The sequence below is a fragment of the [Scytonema hofmanni] UTEX 2349 genome (assembly GCF_000582685.1).
Lineage (GTDB): Bacteria > Cyanobacteriota > Cyanobacteriia > Cyanobacteriales > Nostocaceae > Hassallia > Hassallia hofmanni.
This window is the reverse complement of sequence record NZ_KK073768.1, coordinates 4,476,461-4,492,345: the sequence shown is the minus strand read 5'-3', so window position 1 is coordinate 4,492,345 and position 15,885 is coordinate 4,476,461. Positions and strand designations below refer to the sequence as shown.

The window sequence follows — 15,885 nt, the reverse complement described above, 5'->3', positions numbered from 1 at the left end:
TCAAGCTTTTCAAGACCGATTTTGGATTGAATCTAAAATTGCCAGTTGGGGAATTAAAGCCTCAATTGCCTTGCCTCGATGACTAATTGACCGTTTCAAGTCTGGTGTCATTTCGGCAAAAGTTAATTTTTTTTCTGGAACATAAAAAATTGGATCGTAGCCGAAACCACCATTACCACGGGGGGATTCGAGAATTTCGCCACGACAAACACCTTCAGATTGTAGTGCGATGGCTCCGCCAACGCCAGGGGCGAACGCTCCATCCGGACAAGCGATCGCTACTGCACACACAAATTGCGCTTGCCGATTCGGTTCGTCCTTCAATTCTCTCAACACCCTGGCAATGCGTTCAGAGTCAGTTTTGCCATAACGTGCAGAATACACTCCTGGTGCGCCACCAAGGGCATCAATTTGCAAACCAGAATCATCGGCGATCGCCCAATTTCCTGTTGCCAAAGCCACCTGAGAGGCTTTTAAACAAGCGTTTGCAGCAAAGGTGTCCCCTGTCTCCTCAACTTCCAATTCTTCAGGCTTTAGGGTCAATTCCCAACCTAAATCAGCCAAGTAAGCTTGCATTTCCCGCAACTTACCTGGATTTCCGGTTGCAACCACAAGTCTTGTCATCGTCGTTTTTTTTACAAGTGAATTGGTGGCGGTACTGGATTCGATAACGGTGTCAAAGGACGCGGTTCGTCAGTTCTCGCTACTAACCGCAGGTGAATTACAGTAGCTTGTGAATAGTCGTAATCAATTGCAGCCGCATTGCTGAATTGCTGCTTACTCTCACCAGATAATCCCGTACCACCAGCACTAAAGGAACGTGTTGTGCCTTCTGACATCAAACCTCTTGTTACAGCAGATGAAGAGCGTGTTTCAACTTGATGTTCTGGAGTAAAGGTAACTTTGACTAAGCCGATATTTGCATCCTGTTGGCTAATACCAACTTTGGTAGCCTCAGCACTTCCCAACTTATAAAATGTGAATCGTCCCGTATCATGAGCTGGACGTTCTAGCACAATTGAATCATACTCTTCAAGTCGCCACGTTCCCACATGCTTGCCATCAATTTCGAGCTTGGCATCACAACGCATAGCACGCTTATTAGCCAAAACTACGTTGTACTGGGTGTTATGTTCTAGCTGTAGATAACCTCCAGATAATTCAGTTCCTGGTGAAATACTGAGGCTGAAGTTGTTTAACTCCATAATAATCACTCACTCGATGGATGTTTGCTTTAGGATTCCCTCTTAGCAAACTAAAATTCGTAGTAGCATAGACAAATATGCCTATGCTACTACAATTTGTTAAACAGAATTCGCCCAATCTTTCGCCCAAGCCAAAGTTTGATGCACTTGTTCGAGTGTCGGTGCTTCGCAGTATAAGCGTAAAACTGGTTCAGTTCCGCTGAAACGAATCATCAACCAACTATTATCAGCTAGACGGAACTTGTAGCCGTCGATTGTTTGACAATCAATTACTGCAAGTCCGGCGATTTCTGTTAAAGGTTCTTTTTCCAATTGTTGCAAAAGACGCGATCGCACGTCCATACTCGCTAGAGGTAAATCAATGCGATCATATGCCGAATCAAAACCAGCTTGCTCTTGCAAATAACGGTAATAATCGCCTAAATCCAGCTTTGATTCAACAATTGCTTCTAGTACGTACAATGCTGAGAGCAGTGCATCGCGTTCAGGAATGTGGTTCCCATAACCAATTCCCCCTGATTCTTCACCACCTAGTAATACTTGCGATACTAACATGCGATCGGCGATGTATTTGTAACCAACTGCTGTTTCAAATACTGATAATTTGTGCAGTGCGGCAACGCGGGGAATTAAGTCAGAACCACTAACAGTTTTGACAATTTCACCTTTAAAATCGCGCCTTAAGGTTAGGTGGTCGATTAATATGGGGATTAATACTTGTGAACTGAGGAAGTTACCTTCGCCATCTACACTGGCGATGCGATCGCAATCTCCATCAAATACTAATCCTACTGCCAAACCTTGATTGCTTTCGCGGTGCGCCTTTATCACTTCAAATAGACGCGAAAGATATTTTGGTAACGGTTCTGGGGCACCACCACCAAAAAGCGGATCGCGATCGCTATTTATTTCTTTTACTTGATCTCCTAGCAGCATCGCTAATCCACCAGATGCAGCACCATGCATCACATCGGCAAATACTGTCAGTTTACCTGAATTTATCGCCTCTCGAATCTTGGCAATATCAACTTTGCCTTCTAGTTCTTGACAATAACTGCCCCAAGGGTTGAACATTTCGATTTTGCCTGGAGTTGTTGGGGATGGCACTCCATCAGACAAAAGCGTTTCTATTTCATGGGTTACTTCTGGAGGCACTGATCCCCCAAAAGCTCCCTTGACTTTTAATCCCAAATATTTTCCTGGATTATGACTTGCGGTAATTACCAGGGCACCCAAGGCATTGAGTTGTTTTGCTGCCCAGCTAAAAGCCGGAGTTGGGGCAAAGGTTTCGCTCAATAATACATCAAATCCGATCTTCGTCACACTATCAGCAACAGCACGGGCGAAATCTTCCGCCATAAATCGGCGATCGTAACCGACAATAATTGTCCGGCTATTCACCGTTGAATTATAAGTATCAAATAACACTTTTGCTGCAATTGGCGCGACCAATGCGAGGCGTTCAAAGGTGAATTCATCACCAATAACACCTCTCCAGCCGTCCGTACCAAACTTGATTGAGCTAGCTAGAACTGGCATTGAGATATCCTAAGTTTCCAACTGTGGATTCTAGCATTTATACACGCTTTTGTGTAAAAAAACAATTAAGTATAAATGAAATTACTGTTACCCCTAGTCAATTAGGACACAAAAGCTAGCGAATGTGTTCCTAGAAGTTCTTAATATAATAAATATGAGGTTGTAGTGAGCGCTGAAGCGCTCAATTTAAGCACCTTTGGTGCTTACTAAAAACATATTTTTTTCCGTAACTAACTCTTGGCAAGATTCCCGACTTCTCAAAGAAAGTGGAGAATCTGACTACCCGTAACCACGCCAAACTATAAACTTTATCTAAAAAAAATTAACAATCCTTAATAGTAATTACTATTAAGGATGTTTATTGAGAGCTTTTTCTGCTCAACACCCTGATGACTGTTTAAAAATCATCAAGATACTGACTTAGGCGGCTGATTACAGGGTCAACATCTTGAGGATAAGTTGCAGCACCAGTATAAGTAGTATGATTTACTACCTCTTGTGGTGCTGACGTTGCTAAATTTTGAGGCTGACTGATTGGTCGTTCATGCAGCATGATTGCCATCTGTGCGACTTGTTGACTAAGTTGCAAAAGCTGGCGTTCCATGACCTCCAAACGATTAGATTCCTTAGCAAAAAAACGTTCCTCAATGTCAGCCACTTGACGTTGCAGTTCAGCGATTTGTTGTTCTTCAAATGCTGGTGCTGTCGCTTTTTCTGGCGTACTTGGTGATGATCGTACAGGTTCCGGTACACACAAAGATTGCCATAAGGCTTCTTTACAGAGGTCGCTGAAAGTCTTTTCCGGGTCTTTTTCCAAATGGCTTTCTACAAGTGCCAACAAGCTCTCGTCAGCGACCCCTGGATTGAATGTGACCGATTTTACTACTTTTTTTGGCCATTGGAGCATCAGTTTTAAGCCTACTTAGGAGCGCGAGTGGAAGATAACTGTGCCTCTCCATAAATATACTGCCCTAACGCGTTAGCTTGGCGAGAGGGAGCAGCTAGGTGAGCATTAATCTTCGCTTCTTTGAGCAGCCGTTGTATATCTTCCCAGAAGAACTCACCACCACCGCCAGTGAGAATGACATCAGTAACCCGTTCTGGCAGCCATGCTAGCACGCGATCGCATATCTGACGAGAAAACTGCTCTGTGAGGTTGGGGAGAAAATCATCGAGATTCGTAGGTTTGCTAGAACCTCTAGGACGATAAAAGCGATCGCCTTTGGGTTTGTTCACAGCTGAAATTAACGCTAGAGACTGACTATCAGCTCCTTCAATCTCTTTGGCGACTATTTCATAAAACTTGCTCATGGCAAAGTCTTCGCTCTTAGAAGCACCGCGAGCGAAGCGGAAGTTATCCACCATTAAACAATCGATAGTTTGATGTCCGATATCGACGATCGCCACCGAAACTTTCGTAAAATCTGGAACTCCGGGTCCTTTTTTCGGTTGAGCTTCACACCATAAAAGACTGCCATAGCCTTCTGGCATTACCCAAACCTTGCTGACATTCAGGTTCACAGATTCTCCCCGGAACTTCATCACATGGGGACCAGTCACTTGGCTAATCAGTTGTGCTTTTTCCTTTTCAAATTGCTCTAAAGAAAGAAAAGGCAGACCGAGAATAACTGAGATTTCATCTTTCAGCTTGAAGTAGCCGGCACAAGCCAAAACTTTTACCAGTGCATCTTCAACCTTAGATTGACCTACTCCGAGATTTGCCCCAAAATCTGCTGCTAGTTGACCAACAGCATAGCCATTACCTTGATACTCCAGCCACAGATCCATTAAGGGGTCAGTAGCGCGTGCCTCAAAAACCCCTCCAGCCACCTGTTCCATAGTCATTTGCTTGACGTTGGCGGGGACGAACATCACATTGCTCGGTTCGCGACTTACACAAGTCTTGGTGGAAGTTCTACCTAAATCAACACTGAGAATCGCTTTCCCTGTAACCATACCCATACCAGGCTTGGGAACATTATTAGCAGCATTTAGCGGGGTAGATGCCGACACTCTATTCATGGGGATAGCAGCGGCATTCATTGGAGTAGCGGCGGAAGGTTGGTCTGTCATGAAAGCTCCTAGTCTTTACTTAGCTTTAAAAGTTATCATGCTCATCTTACAAAAATGCGTCAAGCAGAAACTTTTGGTTGCGTTTGGTGTAGCCAGAAACACGCCAAGAATTACTTAAAGCGTTAAGGAAGTTAGCATTATCTAGGATAGTGTAGGCGAATTTTTGGCACTCTTCACGCTTGCTATTACACAATTAGCGCTCTTGTTGTCATTTTCTCCTGTTTTTTCGCTTGCGATTGACTACCCAAAAAATAAATGCTAGAGCAATACACCCAAGCATGATTTTAGATACAGGCGCAAGGTACTTGTCCACAAGTTCGTACTGACTACCCAACACGTATCCAGAGTATGTTAGCAAACCTACCCAAGCAGCGCTACCCAAAGTTGTGTAAAATAGGAAAGGCAACAACGGCATATTGCTAATTCCTGCAGGCACAGAAATTAATGTGCGGATTCCCGGCACAAGGCGACCAATCAACACTGCGTTCCTACCTTGCCGATCAAACCAGCGCTTTGCCTTAGTGATATCTTTGCTCGATACTGTTATCCACTTGCCATATTTGTCAGCCAAGGCTTTCAAACGCTCTTCGCCCAAAAATTTGCCTGGGTAGTACCAAACTAATGCACCCAATACAGAACCACATAGCCCTGCAAAAAATACGCCAATAACATTGAGTTTTGCTCCTGGTAGATTCGCACTATATCCCGCCAGTGGCATGATTAGTTCTGAAGGTATCGGGGGAAAGAGATTTTCCACAAACATCAGCGCAGCGATTCCCAAGTAGCCCAGGGATTCAATCGTATTTTTGATCCAATCTCCCATGAAGTTGATTCCTCAAATTACTACAGCAGTTTAATTGCTAAATTAAACTTAATATTTGTTAATCATTATTAATTTACTTTTATCGGAGTTTAAATATTTTGATTTTGCAGTAATAAAATTTGCACTTTCCGCCTTGATAACACAAAGGGGAAAAAAGTAAAAGGTAAAATTACTTCTACCTTCTACCTTCTATCTTTTAAACTGTAGGGGACAATGATTGCACTAACTGCTCAGATTGCCACTCTAATGGGTTCCAAACTTTATCTTCCAAAGCCATTTGTTCAATTAAACTTGCCAATCTGAGAGCTTTTAGCGCTTGTTCGCCACCAACTGAAGGTTGATTGCCGCCATGTACACAGTTGACAAAATGCTCTAATTCTGCACCTAACTTATCAATATTACTGGTATAGACTTGTTCTATTAAACCATCCTGCTTGTAAAAGACTTGTCGATGATCCATCATTGAATTGGCACTACTGTGCCGATGAATCAAAATTTCATTTTTCAGAAAATCTGCTTCCGTAAACGAGTTTTTGCAATGAGCAGAAATGCGGCGAATTTTACGGTGAGTGATTTTGCTGGCTGTGACGGTAGCCACAATGCCATTAGCAAACCCCAAGGTAGCTGTGACATAATCTAAATAGCCAGAGTCTTGGGCGCGACTACCACTAGCCGTCAACTTCACTACTGGGGATGCGGCTAATTCTAAAAGTAGGTCAATATCGTGGATCATTAGATCCAGCACAACTGACACATCGTTTGCCCGATCTGAGTAAGGATTCATCCGGTGAGCTTCTAGAGCCAGCACTTCCTCTGTTTTTAGCACTTTGCTCAATTCTTGGAAAGCTGGACTAAACCGCTCAATGTGACCGACTTGCAGGATACATTGAGATTCAGCAGCGGCATTTACTAAGGATTCTGCCTCAGAAATGCTCGCAGCGATTGGCTTTTCCATCAAAACATGAATTCCTGCCAAAAGACAGTTGATGCCCACGGCATAATGCAAGCGGGTGGGAACCGCGACACAAACTGCATCTACATGAGGCAGTAAGTCACAGTAATCTTCAAAGAAACGCACCTTATATTTGCTGGCAGTTTCTAACCCTCGCTCAACATTAATATCTGACACCCCGACCAGTTCAACGTCTTTCATTGAACTGAGTACACGCGTATGGTGTTGTCCCATGTTACCCACTCCAATCACGCCTATGCGGATCGGTCGTGGCTGGTTTCGTTGTATATATGGATTCGGTTCTGCCACTGACATGCTATTTTGCACTACTATTTTCTCCTCAACCACCAAATCTAAAGACGCTTCGAGCGTTGGCGTTTATACTTAATTGCTAGTCACGAACCGTCTAAAACCATCCAGATGGTAACATAGAGGTTCTATTTATGAAGAATTTCAAAGTTTGTTGTGAGTTCCCGCAATCTAAGTTTGTTTTGTATATTTAGTTTTGAGGGATTAGTTTTTTTGCACTTTACACAAAATATAATATGTCTTTTTATTAACTTGAAAAATTAAGTAATAAATAGGGGTTAGTTTCTCGCTCTGCGTTTAGGCAATTAGTTACCGGAATCAATATCGATTGAAGACAAGTTAAATTCCTCGCTTTATTATCAGTAAAATTACAAAATCCCCAAATTACAGTACTTAGAGTATTTTCAACAAAAAGAGTTTCATTTGAAATTGCGATCGCTTATACACTTAAATTATTTTCATTGAATAATCTCCAAAATCCGGTAGAAACCCAGAGCGGCTTGTTTAAGTCATCGTGCCACGTTTTGGCGACCATTGATGCAATTCCCTTGTTTAAGACGGCTTGCCACTCTCTTGTTCGGTATAGGGCAGGCTAATGACACTCCGCAACCTCTGTTTGTGACATCTTGAAAAATCAAATCAAAAATTAAAACCGAGATGAAAGCTGTAATTTTGTTGTCTGGAGGATTAGATTCTTCCACAATTTTGTATCAAGCCAAAGTTGACGGTTGTGAGTGTCACGCCATATCCTTTGATTACCAGCAGCGACATCGACGAGAGTTACAGTCAGCACTCTTAGTCGCTGAACAAGCTGGAGTAGTAGGACATCAAGTGATAAAATTTGACTTGCGGCAGTGGGGCGGTTCAGCACTTACAGACGACACCATTGATTTACCCCAAGAGCGATCGCTCGCTCAAATGTCAGAAGATATTCCTGTCACTTATGTTCCAGCACGCAATACAATATTTTTAAGCTTTGCCCTCGCATACGCGGAAATTATTGGCGGCGATCGCGTTTACATTGGCGTTAACGCTTTAGATTATTCTGGATATCCTGATTGTCGCCCCGACTACATCCAAGCGATGCAAGAAGTCTTTCGTTTAGGAACAAAACAAGGACGTGAAGGAAAAGCAATTACGATTCAATCGCCCCTAATTAACCTAAAAAAAACCGAAATTATCCAACTTGGCAATAAATTGGGTGTCCCGTGGGAATTAACTTGGTCTTGCTACGCTGGTAGTGATAAAGCTTGCGGAGTATGCGATTCTTGCCAGTTGCGTCTAGCGGCTTTTGCCGAATTGGGCATCGTCGATCCAGTGGTGTATGTTGAGTAGGGCATTGGGCATTGGGCATTGGGCATTGGTAATTCTAACTCCCCCTGCCCCCTCATCCCCCCCTGCTCCCCCCTGCTCCCCCCTGCTCCCTCATCCCCCCCTCCCCCCCTCCTCTTCAATGCGTCGCACTTGGATTTGGTGTACGCGAGGTCCTGTGACGGACATGACGGTAAACTCTAGATTGTCATAATTGAAGGTTTCCCCTATAGAAGGAATTTTCTGCAATTGGTAGAGTACAAAGCCACCCAATGTCTGATATTTTTTAGTTAAAGGCAAATTGATCTGCAAAACTTCGTTAAAGTCTTCTAAGTTGATTTGTGCTTGCACCAAATATGTCTGTTCATTTAACATTTTGATTAACAAGTCGTCGCTACTTTCGGCTTCGCTGGCATCACCAATAATTTTGGCAATGACATCTTGAATGGTTACTAGTCCCACAGTACCGCCAAATTCATTCACAACGATCGCCATTGCTGGTTTCTCTTGCTGCATTCTGGGCAATAATTCACTTAATGGCGTATGTTCTGGGACAAACCGCGCAGGACGCATCCAAGGCTGGATATTTGTCTGTAATGTCAGCTTGTTAAGAGCTAAAGGTTCTGCCAAATCTTTAAAATAAATAATGCCGCGAATATCATCTAAAGATTCGCCGATGACAGGATAGCGAGAGTGACCAGTCGCTACCATTGCAGTAAGCAATCTGCTAAAGGTGGCATCTTTGGGCAAAGCTATAATGCTGGTGCGGGGAACCATCACCAATTGTGCTGTCACATCACCAAATTCAAACACATTATTCAGCAATTCTCGCTCCGAAAGCTGCAAACCAGTAGATTCTCGTTCTGTAGAGATAATCATTTGCAGTTCTTTTGAGGTAACAGGTGGTAGCCAGCTTTGTCCTGTATACTGAATCCCAAACAATCGCATGATGGCGCGAGTTGATTGGTTGAGAATCCAGATAAAGGGGCTGAAAAATCGGACGATCGCTTTTACTGAAGGTCCCAAAAACCGTGCTAGCTGTTCTGAGTACAGCATGGCTATGGATTTGGGACATAGTTCCCCTAAAATAATTTGTAGATAAGCGATTAAGAAAAAAGCTATGGGGATCGATAGGGAATGAGCGATAAAAACACTCATTTCCATAGGTAAAGGCAATGATTCCAGCCATGAACCTACTAAACCAACAATTGTACTTTCGCCAATCCAACCCAACGCCAAGCTAGACAAAGTAATGCCTAACTGAGTAGTAGATAGCAATCTATCTATACTACGTTGTAACATTTCCACAGCGATCGCTTGAATGTCACCAGTTTCGACTAACTGATGAATGCGCGATCGCCTCACTGTCACTATCGAAAACTCCGCTGTTACAAAAAAAGCATTGATGGCTATCAGTAGCGCCACTGATAACAATCGTAGCCCCACATCTGTCAAAGTTAAACTAGGAAAACCAATCACCGCCAAAGCCCGTGTACAACTGACGCTCCTATAAAATAAAGATAGTATTAAGATTAAGGATTATTTACGACTAGACTGGGGATTGGGGAGACAAGGGGACAATGGGACAAGGAAGCAGGGGAGGCAGGGGAGGCAGGGGAGGCAGGGGAGGCAGGGGAGGCAAATAGTTAGTTATTTTTTCCCGATGCCCCATGCCCAATGCCCAATGCCCAATGCCCCATGCCCCATGCCCCATGCCCCATGCCCAATGCCCAATGCCCAATGCCCAATGCTCCAATCCCTATCTTTCCACAGGAATATTTGGCACTTCCAGTTTCAATTTTTGATCGGGATAATCAGTCAAGGCAAGTGAGATACGCTTTACATCGTCAAGTAAAGGCGTAGGAATACTCACTGTACCAGAAAATGTTGGTCCATTTGCAGGCAATTCTGCTGGCAAGCCATCGGTACTGGCACTTAAGGTTCGTCCTTTGTCATCAGTGACATCCAAAAAGCTGTATAAAAAGCGTACAGAATCGGCACCTTTGTTTTGCATTTTGACGCGAAGTAGCAAATCACCGCCAGAGTAGCGAGCAGATTGTACAGAAATCGTTACTTTCTCGCTTTCAGCAGTAATTGGAAATCCTGCTTGGGGTTTTTCTTCGGTTTCAGTCGGTGTTTCCTGAGGTTTTGGCTTACTGGTATTTTCTTCGTCCTCGTCATCAGATTTTTTAGCTTTTGCAGCCTTGCTCTTACCCTCAATCCGGGACTTAACAATTTTGAGGATTTCTTCCTCTCTTAATAATGTTACCGCTTGATGTTGGGCGCTGTTTGACTTACTGCTGGCGAATTTGCTTGTGGGACGACCATCTGGGGTTGTTACACCCTTAAGTGCGGAACTGCCCAAAGTAAAGCCCCAAAATGCGCTTACAGAACCTGCTCCCAACATTAGGGTTAATAAAATCAACGTCAGAAGTACAGTGGAATTTAATTTCATCGCTCTCGAAGCTATTGCCGCTATATTTATCTAAAAGTATTGAAGCTCTGTACTTCAATTTATAAAAGACTTAATCAATATTAGTCTGCCCTATTTCTCTGTCAAATAATGTAGTATAAAATCTGCTATACTATTGTAGGGTGTTCAAAGTCTGTAAACTCATGCTACAATCAAGTCGGGGAGTTGTTATAGGCAACTAGTTGACGCTAAAATTAGCAACCTAGTTGAAGTAATAAACTCTATCAACCCCAAACTTAGACAAATAAGCGCCTTTGGCCGATTGGGGAGGCAGCGAGCTCATAATTCGCTTTCAGACTGGTTCGATTCCAGTAGGGCGCATAAAATCATGATAAATTTGACATTGCATAACCGTGCGATAAATCGTAGAGACGTTTCGGCGGAACGTCTCTACAATACGTTGAATTTTTGACATAGATCGCAAAATCATCGCAAAAATATACAACGCCAAAAATGTTGGACTTTGGTCAATTTACCGAAAAATTGGGTCTAAAGTCCCGTCCTTCAATGAGCCGGCTTTTTATTGTACTAGAATCGTGATATATATAGTTTTTATATTTAGTTCAACAACGTAAATGTTAGTGTTTGAAGCAAAACTAGAAGGAAAAAATGAGCAGTACGAGCGGCTAGACGAAGCCATTCGTACTGCTCGTTTTATTCGGAATAGCTGCATCAGATACTGGATGGACAATAAAGGGACTGGACGATATGAGTTGAGTGCCTATTGTGCAGTTCTTGCGAAGGAATTTCCTTGGGCAAACAAGCTCAATTCGATGGCACGACAAGCCTCTGCTGAGAGAGCTTGGTCATCTATTGCTCGGTTCTACGACAATTGCAAGAAAACAAAGCCGGGAAAGAAAGGATTTCCTCGCTTTAAGAAGCATGAAACTCACGGTTCTGTAGAATACAAAACCTGTGGGTGGAAGCTTTCAGAAGATAGAAGAACTATTAACTTCAGTGATGGATTCAAGGCAGGAAGTTTTAAGCTGTGGGGAACCCGCGACTTGCACTTCTATGAATTGAGTCAAATCAAGAGGGTGCGAGTAGTCCGTCGTGCTGACGGGTACTACGTCCAATTCTGTCTTGATGCTGAACGGGTTGAGAAACGAAAACCGACCGGGAAGACGATTGGTTTAGACGTAGGATTAGCCCATTTTTATATGGATTCGGATGGGCAGACGATAGAGAATCCACGTCATCTGAGGAAGTCTGAAAAAGCACTTAAGAAGCTGAGTCGCAGACTTTCTAGAGCCCCAAAAGGCTCCAAAAACAGAGCCAAGAGCAGAAACCGTTTGAGCAGAAAACATCTCAAGGTAAGTAGGCAGCGTAAAGACTTTGCTGTGAAATTGGCAAGGTGCGTAGTCCAGTCTAACGACTTGGTAGCCTATGAAGACTTGCAGGTGCGGAATATGCTGAAAAACAGAAAGCTGTCCAAGTCAATATCAGATGCGGCTTGGACAGCTTTTAGGGACTGGGTAGAATACTTCGGTAAAGTATTTGGGGTGGTAACTGTTGCGGTTCCTCCTCACTACAGCAGCCAGAATTGTTCTAGTTGTGGGAAAGTTGCGAAGAAATCATTAAGTCAAAGAACACATCAGTGTCCTCACTGCGGGTTTGTTCTAGACAGAGATTGGAATGCAGCAATCAATATACTAGAGCTTGGACTACGTACCGTGGGGCACACGGGAACGCTTAACGCCTCTGGAGACATCGACCTCTGCTTGAGTGAGGAAACTCCTTCAAGTAAGCTGAGTCGCCGAAAGAGGAAGCCAAAACAGTGATGTTTTGAATCCCCGTGCGTTTACGCCGGGGAGAATGTCAACGAGGTGGTACAGTATCAAACCTAAATTCAGTGCCGGTTTTGAGCTTGTTGGAATTTAAGCGAGGAGACATCATTAAAGATGTATTATAAGGATTGGGTAAATCTGGCGTGCGAATATATGGATCGTTGCCAACTTGCTGATTGAGAACGTCGCGATAGACAACGTTAACCAATTCAGCATCACGCGCTATTTCGTTTTCGGGAAAGGAATTGCGGAACAACGAACCCGATCCAACCAACCAGTCTATTTGCCGTCTAAAAGTGTTGTTGCCGTAGAAATTGCGATCGTTTTTAAAGTAAGCTCGATCAAATATTTCATTTGCTGTTTCATAATTAGTTGTCCTCTTGTCATCGGCAAAAGCTGGGATGCTAATACTCGCGGCTAAGAGCACTAACAAACCGCCAACAGCTCTAAATTTTATACCCATATTTCTCACTCCTCAATATGATGGGCGAATCTTAACTTATGCTTAATTTCAGAACTTTGATGAGTTCAATCTTTGGTGTAGCACAACTTTTAATGATTTGTCATGAATTATCAAGCTGAAAGCCTTTCCCCATCTGACTTGTGGGCATCTACTGCCGATTTGAATATTCTCCACCAACAGTTGCTAGATTTATTTTGCCGACTTGCCTATCAAGAAGGTGATTTTATACTTTCTTCTGGGCAAGCGAGTTCTTATTACATCAATGGCAAGCAGGTAACACTTAATCCTCAAGGTGCTTTAGCAATTGGTCGCATTCTTCTATCGCGACTACCAGAAGATACGCAAGCTGTAGCTGGTTTGACATTGGGTGCAGATCCAATTGTCACAGCACTAAGTGTGGTTTCTGCGTATGAAAATCGACCAATACCCGCTTTAATTATTCGTAAAGAAGCTAAAGGACACGGCACAAAAGCATATATTGAAGGTCCGACTTTGCCAGAGAATGCAACAGTAGTGGTTTTGGAAGATGTCGTGACTACAGGGCGATCGGCGATGAAAGCAGTTGAACGACTTCGAGACGCAGGTTATACCGTTAATTTAGTAATTTCACTGATAGACCGTTTGCAGGGTGGTGCTGAGTTTTATCAGTCGGTGGGGTTGAAGTTTGAGACGGTGTTTACGATTGAGGATATTCAGCAAAGGTATCAGCAGCTTGCTGATTAAAATGAAGTAATCATGGGGCGATCGCCCTGGTTGACCAAAAAGATACGGCACTTTTTCGCATTTCGGCTCATTGTTTATGCATCTATCTGAGGTTATAAATTGGTTAGATATAGGCGTAAAAATTAATTATGCGTTGCCCGAAACCTTTCTAGAGACGTAGCATTGCTACGTCTCTACATCTTTTTTGGAGATGTCCATTAGTTAAGGGAGTAAAGTCGCAGAGGTGTAAAGAGTGGTCTTCTAAGGGACTCTGGGACTCTGCGACGTTGCGTGAGGCAATAAAATCTTTAATAGCGCCGAAAATAGCCAAGAATAAATCTAAATTCTTATTTTTGCCGGATTAAATTCCTAGCTTGCGATAGATTTTTTCTAGTTTATAAAGAGGTATTACATAAATAGTGGTTGAAATTAACTTTCATCAGTAAAAACTCTTACTTCTGATGATTCTCTAGGTTGATGACAACAATCTGATTGCGGCTCTAATCTGTAGAGTCTCAATCTGAATATTACCCGAAGTTAACCTAATTCTATTAAGGTGTAAATTTATGTTTAGTTTATTTCGTTGGTCATTAGCAAAATCGGCTTTCTTGGCTATGAGTATGATAGCCGCAACAATTACGCCGATAACAATAAGTGCGATCGCCCAAGCTCAAACTACCCCAACGCAAACTCCAACCGAAACCCCAACCCAAACCCAAACCACAAGCTTTTCTGATGTATCATCTGATTACTGGGCGAGTCCATTTATTCAAGCTTTAGCTCAAAGAAACGTAATCATCGGTTTTACTGATGGTACATTCAAACCGGATCAACCTGTTACCCGCGCTCAATTTGCGGCGATGATTCAAAAAGCTTTTAATCAAACTGCCACGCGACAGTTAAGCCAAGGTGGATTTAGAGATGTTCCAGCTGGGTACTGGGCAGCTTCCGCAATTCAAGAAGCTTACGAAACCGGATTTATGTCAGGATATCCGAATAATTTATTTTTGCCTAATCAGCAAATTCCCAAAGTTCAGGCGATCGTTGCATTGACAAGTGGTTTAGGTTTGAATGCTGGGGATACGACAACAAATGTGCTTAGTACTTACTACTCAGATGCGGCGGAAATTCCAGCTTACGCTGTCAATAATGTCGGTGCGGCAACTCAAGCTAATTTAGTTGTCAATTATCCAGAACTGAAAGTATTGAATCCCAACGTGTCTGTAACTCGTGCGGAAGCAGCAGCACTTTTATATCAAGCTTTAGTCAGACAGGGACAACTACAACCTCTTGCCAGTAACTTCCCCGCAGCTAACTATATTGTAGCCGGAAGCGCTAGCGGCACTGAAACAAATACAAGTACAACCACAACGACAACCACAACATCTAGCAACATCGTAGCCTTTGCTGGGTCTAATAGTTCCTTTTCAACTCTGACTACTGCACTCAAGGCAGCAGGTTTAACAGAAACTTTGCAAGGACAAGGTCCTTATACAGTCTTCGCACCTACTGATGAGGCATTTGCAGCTTTACCCCAAGATACTGTGCAAAAGTTGCTGCTACCCCGCAATAAAGAAATACTGAGACGGATTTTGACATACCACGTCGTCAGCGGTCAAGTTACTTCGGCGGGTGAAGTTAGAACCCTTTCAAACAAACCTGTAAATGTTCAACTCGATAGCGCGAGCAATCAAATTACGGTGAACAATACGAGGGTGATCCAGCCGATTCAAACCAGCAACGGTCTGATTTATGCGATTAACGAAGTTCTGATCCCACCGGATGTTAATATCAGTCAGCTACAAAACAATGAAGTTTCCCCAGGTAGAGCTACTCTTGGTGGTTCTAGTTACATTGGAGTTGCTGGTAACATTGGTCTAGGCGGTGATTCAGCTTTGAGCGAACCTAACTTTGCGGTAATTAGCAAACTTGGACTGACACGCAATATCTCAGTGCGACCTTCAGCGGTGTTCGGCGATGATACAACTATTCTGGTTCCTATCACTTTAGACTTTGCACCTAGAAGAGCAGATGCGGCAGGGCGAACATTTGGAATATCTCCTTACGTAGGTGCTGGGGTTGCGATTGAAGCTAGTGGCGATGCTGATGTTGGTTTACTGTTGACTGGTGGTATAGATATTCCTTTAGGTTCTCGGTTTACGGCAACAGGTGCGGTGAATGCAGCTTTTCTCGATCAAACCGATGTGGGATTACTGTTAGGAGTTGGTTTTAACTTTTAAGAATTGGG

At 43.2% G+C, this 15,885-nt stretch carries 15 protein-coding genes and 1 tRNA gene; 6 read left to right on the top strand and 10 right to left on the bottom strand.

All coding sequences use genetic code 11. From position 1 onward, the window contains the following. Window positions 1-9: 9 nt before the first annotated feature. The 7 genes from rdgB to TOL9009_RS0125330 all read right to left on the bottom strand — a co-directional run bounded on the left by rdgB (window position 10) and on the right by TOL9009_RS0125330 (window position 6,919). Window positions 10-624 (bottom strand): RdgB/HAM1 family non-canonical purine NTP pyrophosphatase, encoded by a 615-nt coding sequence (gene rdgB, locus TOL9009_RS0125360; RefSeq protein ID WP_029635711.1) that lies wholly within the window; start codon window positions 622-624, stop codon window positions 10-12. Window positions 625-635: 11 nt separating this feature from the next. Beyond that, entirely contained in the window at window positions 636-1,205 is a 570-nt protein-coding gene (locus TOL9009_RS40450) for a hypothetical protein (protein ID WP_063628704.1), read from the bottom strand. Window positions 1,206-1,304: 99 nt separating this feature from the next. Next, entirely contained in the window at window positions 1,305-2,744 is a 1,440-nt protein-coding gene (locus tag TOL9009_RS0125350) for a phosphoglucomutase/phosphomannomutase family protein (protein ID WP_029635709.1), read from the bottom strand. Window positions 2,745-3,141: 397 nt separating this feature from the next. Further along, window positions 3,142-3,651: a hypothetical protein gene (locus TOL9009_RS0125345; protein WP_029635707.1), complete on the bottom strand. Its 510-nt coding sequence runs from the start codon at window positions 3,649-3,651 to the stop codon at window positions 3,142-3,144. Between the two features lie 11 nt (window positions 3,652-3,662). Further along, window positions 3,663-4,817 (bottom strand): ParM/StbA family protein, encoded by a 1,155-nt coding sequence (locus TOL9009_RS0125340; protein ID WP_029635704.1) that lies wholly within the window; start codon window positions 4,815-4,817, stop codon window positions 3,663-3,665. Window positions 4,818-5,025: 208 nt separating this feature from the next. Then, window positions 5,026-5,640 (bottom strand): DedA family protein, encoded by a 615-nt coding sequence (locus TOL9009_RS0125335; RefSeq protein WP_029635702.1) that lies wholly within the window; start codon window positions 5,638-5,640, stop codon window positions 5,026-5,028. Between the two features lie 196 nt (window positions 5,641-5,836). Then, on the bottom strand, window positions 5,837-6,919 hold the full coding sequence (locus tag TOL9009_RS0125330) for a Gfo/Idh/MocA family protein (RefSeq protein ID WP_029635700.1): 1,083 nt from the start codon (window positions 6,917-6,919) through the stop codon (window positions 5,837-5,839). Window positions 6,920-7,558: 639 nt separating this feature from the next. Here TOL9009_RS0125330 and queC point away from each other — a divergent pair. Then, the gene (queC, locus tag TOL9009_RS0125325) at window positions 7,559-8,236 is read left to right on the top strand and encodes a 7-cyano-7-deazaguanine synthase QueC (RefSeq protein ID WP_029635698.1); all 678 of its coding nucleotides are present in this window, start codon (window positions 7,559-7,561) and stop codon (window positions 8,234-8,236) included. A 90-nt stretch (window positions 8,237-8,326) separates the two neighbouring features. Here the strand turns inward: queC and TOL9009_RS0125320 are convergent, their stop codons facing one another. Continuing rightward, a complete protein-coding gene (locus tag TOL9009_RS0125320) occupies window positions 8,327-9,691 on the bottom strand; it encodes a hemolysin family protein (protein ID WP_029635696.1) in 1,365 nt (454 codons plus the stop codon). Window positions 9,692-9,882: 191 nt separating this feature from the next. On the opposite strand from TOL9009_RS0125320, the gene TOL9009_RS49665 reads away from it, so the two are divergent. Further along, the gene (locus TOL9009_RS49665) at window positions 9,883-10,017 is read left to right on the top strand and encodes a hypothetical protein (protein ID WP_260675941.1); all 135 of its coding nucleotides are present in this window, start codon (window positions 9,883-9,885) and stop codon (window positions 10,015-10,017) included. Here the strand turns inward: TOL9009_RS49665 and TOL9009_RS0125315 are convergent. Next, the gene (locus TOL9009_RS0125315; RefSeq protein ID WP_029635695.1) at window positions 9,972-10,667 is read right to left on the bottom strand and encodes a hypothetical protein; all 696 of its coding nucleotides are present in this window, start codon (window positions 10,665-10,667) and stop codon (window positions 9,972-9,974) included. The two genes, TOL9009_RS49665 and TOL9009_RS0125315, sit on opposite strands and share 46 nt — an antisense overlap. Window positions 10,668-10,933: 266 nt before the next feature. On the opposite strand from TOL9009_RS0125315, the gene TOL9009_RS0125310 reads away from it, so the two are divergent. After that, a tRNA-Ile gene (locus tag TOL9009_RS0125310) sits at window positions 10,934-11,006 on the top strand. A gap of 254 nt (window positions 11,007-11,260) precedes the next feature. Next, complete coding sequence (locus tag TOL9009_RS0125305) at window positions 11,261-12,466, top strand: RNA-guided endonuclease InsQ/TnpB family protein (RefSeq protein ID WP_029635694.1); 1,206 nt, start codon at window positions 11,261-11,263, stop codon at window positions 12,464-12,466. A gap of 37 nt (window positions 12,467-12,503) precedes the next feature. On the opposite strand, the gene TOL9009_RS0125300 is transcribed toward TOL9009_RS0125305, so the two are convergent. After that, a complete protein-coding gene (locus TOL9009_RS0125300; RefSeq protein WP_029635693.1) occupies window positions 12,504-12,935 on the bottom strand; it encodes a hypothetical protein in 432 nt (143 codons plus the stop codon). A 102-nt stretch (window positions 12,936-13,037) separates the two neighbouring features. On the opposite strand from TOL9009_RS0125300, the gene pyrE reads away from it, so the two are divergent. Both pyrE and TOL9009_RS0125290 read left to right on the top strand, forming a co-directional pair. Further along, on the top strand, window positions 13,038-13,658 hold the full coding sequence (gene pyrE, locus TOL9009_RS0125295) for an orotate phosphoribosyltransferase (protein WP_029635691.1): 621 nt from the start codon (window positions 13,038-13,040) through the stop codon (window positions 13,656-13,658). Window positions 13,659-14,203: 545 nt separating this feature from the next. Further along, window positions 14,204-15,877: an S-layer homology domain-containing protein gene (locus TOL9009_RS0125290; RefSeq protein ID WP_029635689.1), complete on the top strand. Its 1,674-nt coding sequence runs from the start codon at window positions 14,204-14,206 to the stop codon at window positions 15,875-15,877. The last annotated feature ends 8 nt before the right edge of the window (window positions 15,878-15,885 follow it).

Bases quoted from the DNA above. Each gene is read 5' to 3' on its own strand.
- TOL9009_RS0125345 (WP_029635707.1), bottom strand. From the start codon at position 3,651: ATGCTCCAATGGCCAAAAAAAGTAGTAAAATCGGTCACATTCAATCCA.
- TOL9009_RS0125335 (WP_029635702.1), bottom strand. From the start codon at position 5,640: ATGGGAGATTGGATCAAAAATACGATTGAATCCCTGGGCTACTTGGGA.
- TOL9009_RS40450 (WP_063628704.1), bottom strand. From the start codon at position 1,205: ATGGAGTTAAACAACTTCAGCCTCAGTATTTCACCAGGAACTGAATTA.
- TOL9009_RS0125300 (WP_029635693.1), bottom strand. From the start codon at position 12,935: ATGGGTATAAAATTTAGAGCTGTTGGCGGTTTGTTAGTGCTCTTAGCC.
- queC (WP_029635698.1), top strand. From the start codon at position 7,559: ATGAAAGCTGTAATTTTGTTGTCTGGAGGATTAGATTCTTCCACAATT.
- TOL9009_RS0125340 (WP_029635704.1), bottom strand. From the start codon at position 4,817: ATGACAGACCAACCTTCCGCCGCTACTCCAATGAATGCCGCTGCTATC.
- pyrE (WP_029635691.1), top strand. From the start codon at position 13,038: ATGAATTATCAAGCTGAAAGCCTTTCCCCATCTGACTTGTGGGCATCT.
- TOL9009_RS0125290 (WP_029635689.1), top strand. From the start codon at position 14,204: ATGTTTAGTTTATTTCGTTGGTCATTAGCAAAATCGGCTTTCTTGGCT.
- TOL9009_RS49665 (WP_260675941.1), top strand. From the start codon at position 9,883: ATGCCCAATGCCCAATGCCCAATGCCCCATGCCCCATGCCCCATGCCC.
- TOL9009_RS0125315 (WP_029635695.1), bottom strand. From the start codon at position 10,667: ATGAAATTAAATTCCACTGTACTTCTGACGTTGATTTTATTAACCCTA.
- rdgB (WP_029635711.1), bottom strand. From the start codon at position 624: ATGACAAGACTTGTGGTTGCAACCGGAAATCCAGGTAAGTTGCGGGAA.
- TOL9009_RS0125305 (WP_029635694.1), top strand. From the start codon at position 11,261: ATGTTAGTGTTTGAAGCAAAACTAGAAGGAAAAAATGAGCAGTACGAG.
- TOL9009_RS0125350 (WP_029635709.1), bottom strand. From the start codon at position 2,744: ATGCCAGTTCTAGCTAGCTCAATCAAGTTTGGTACGGACGGCTGGAGA.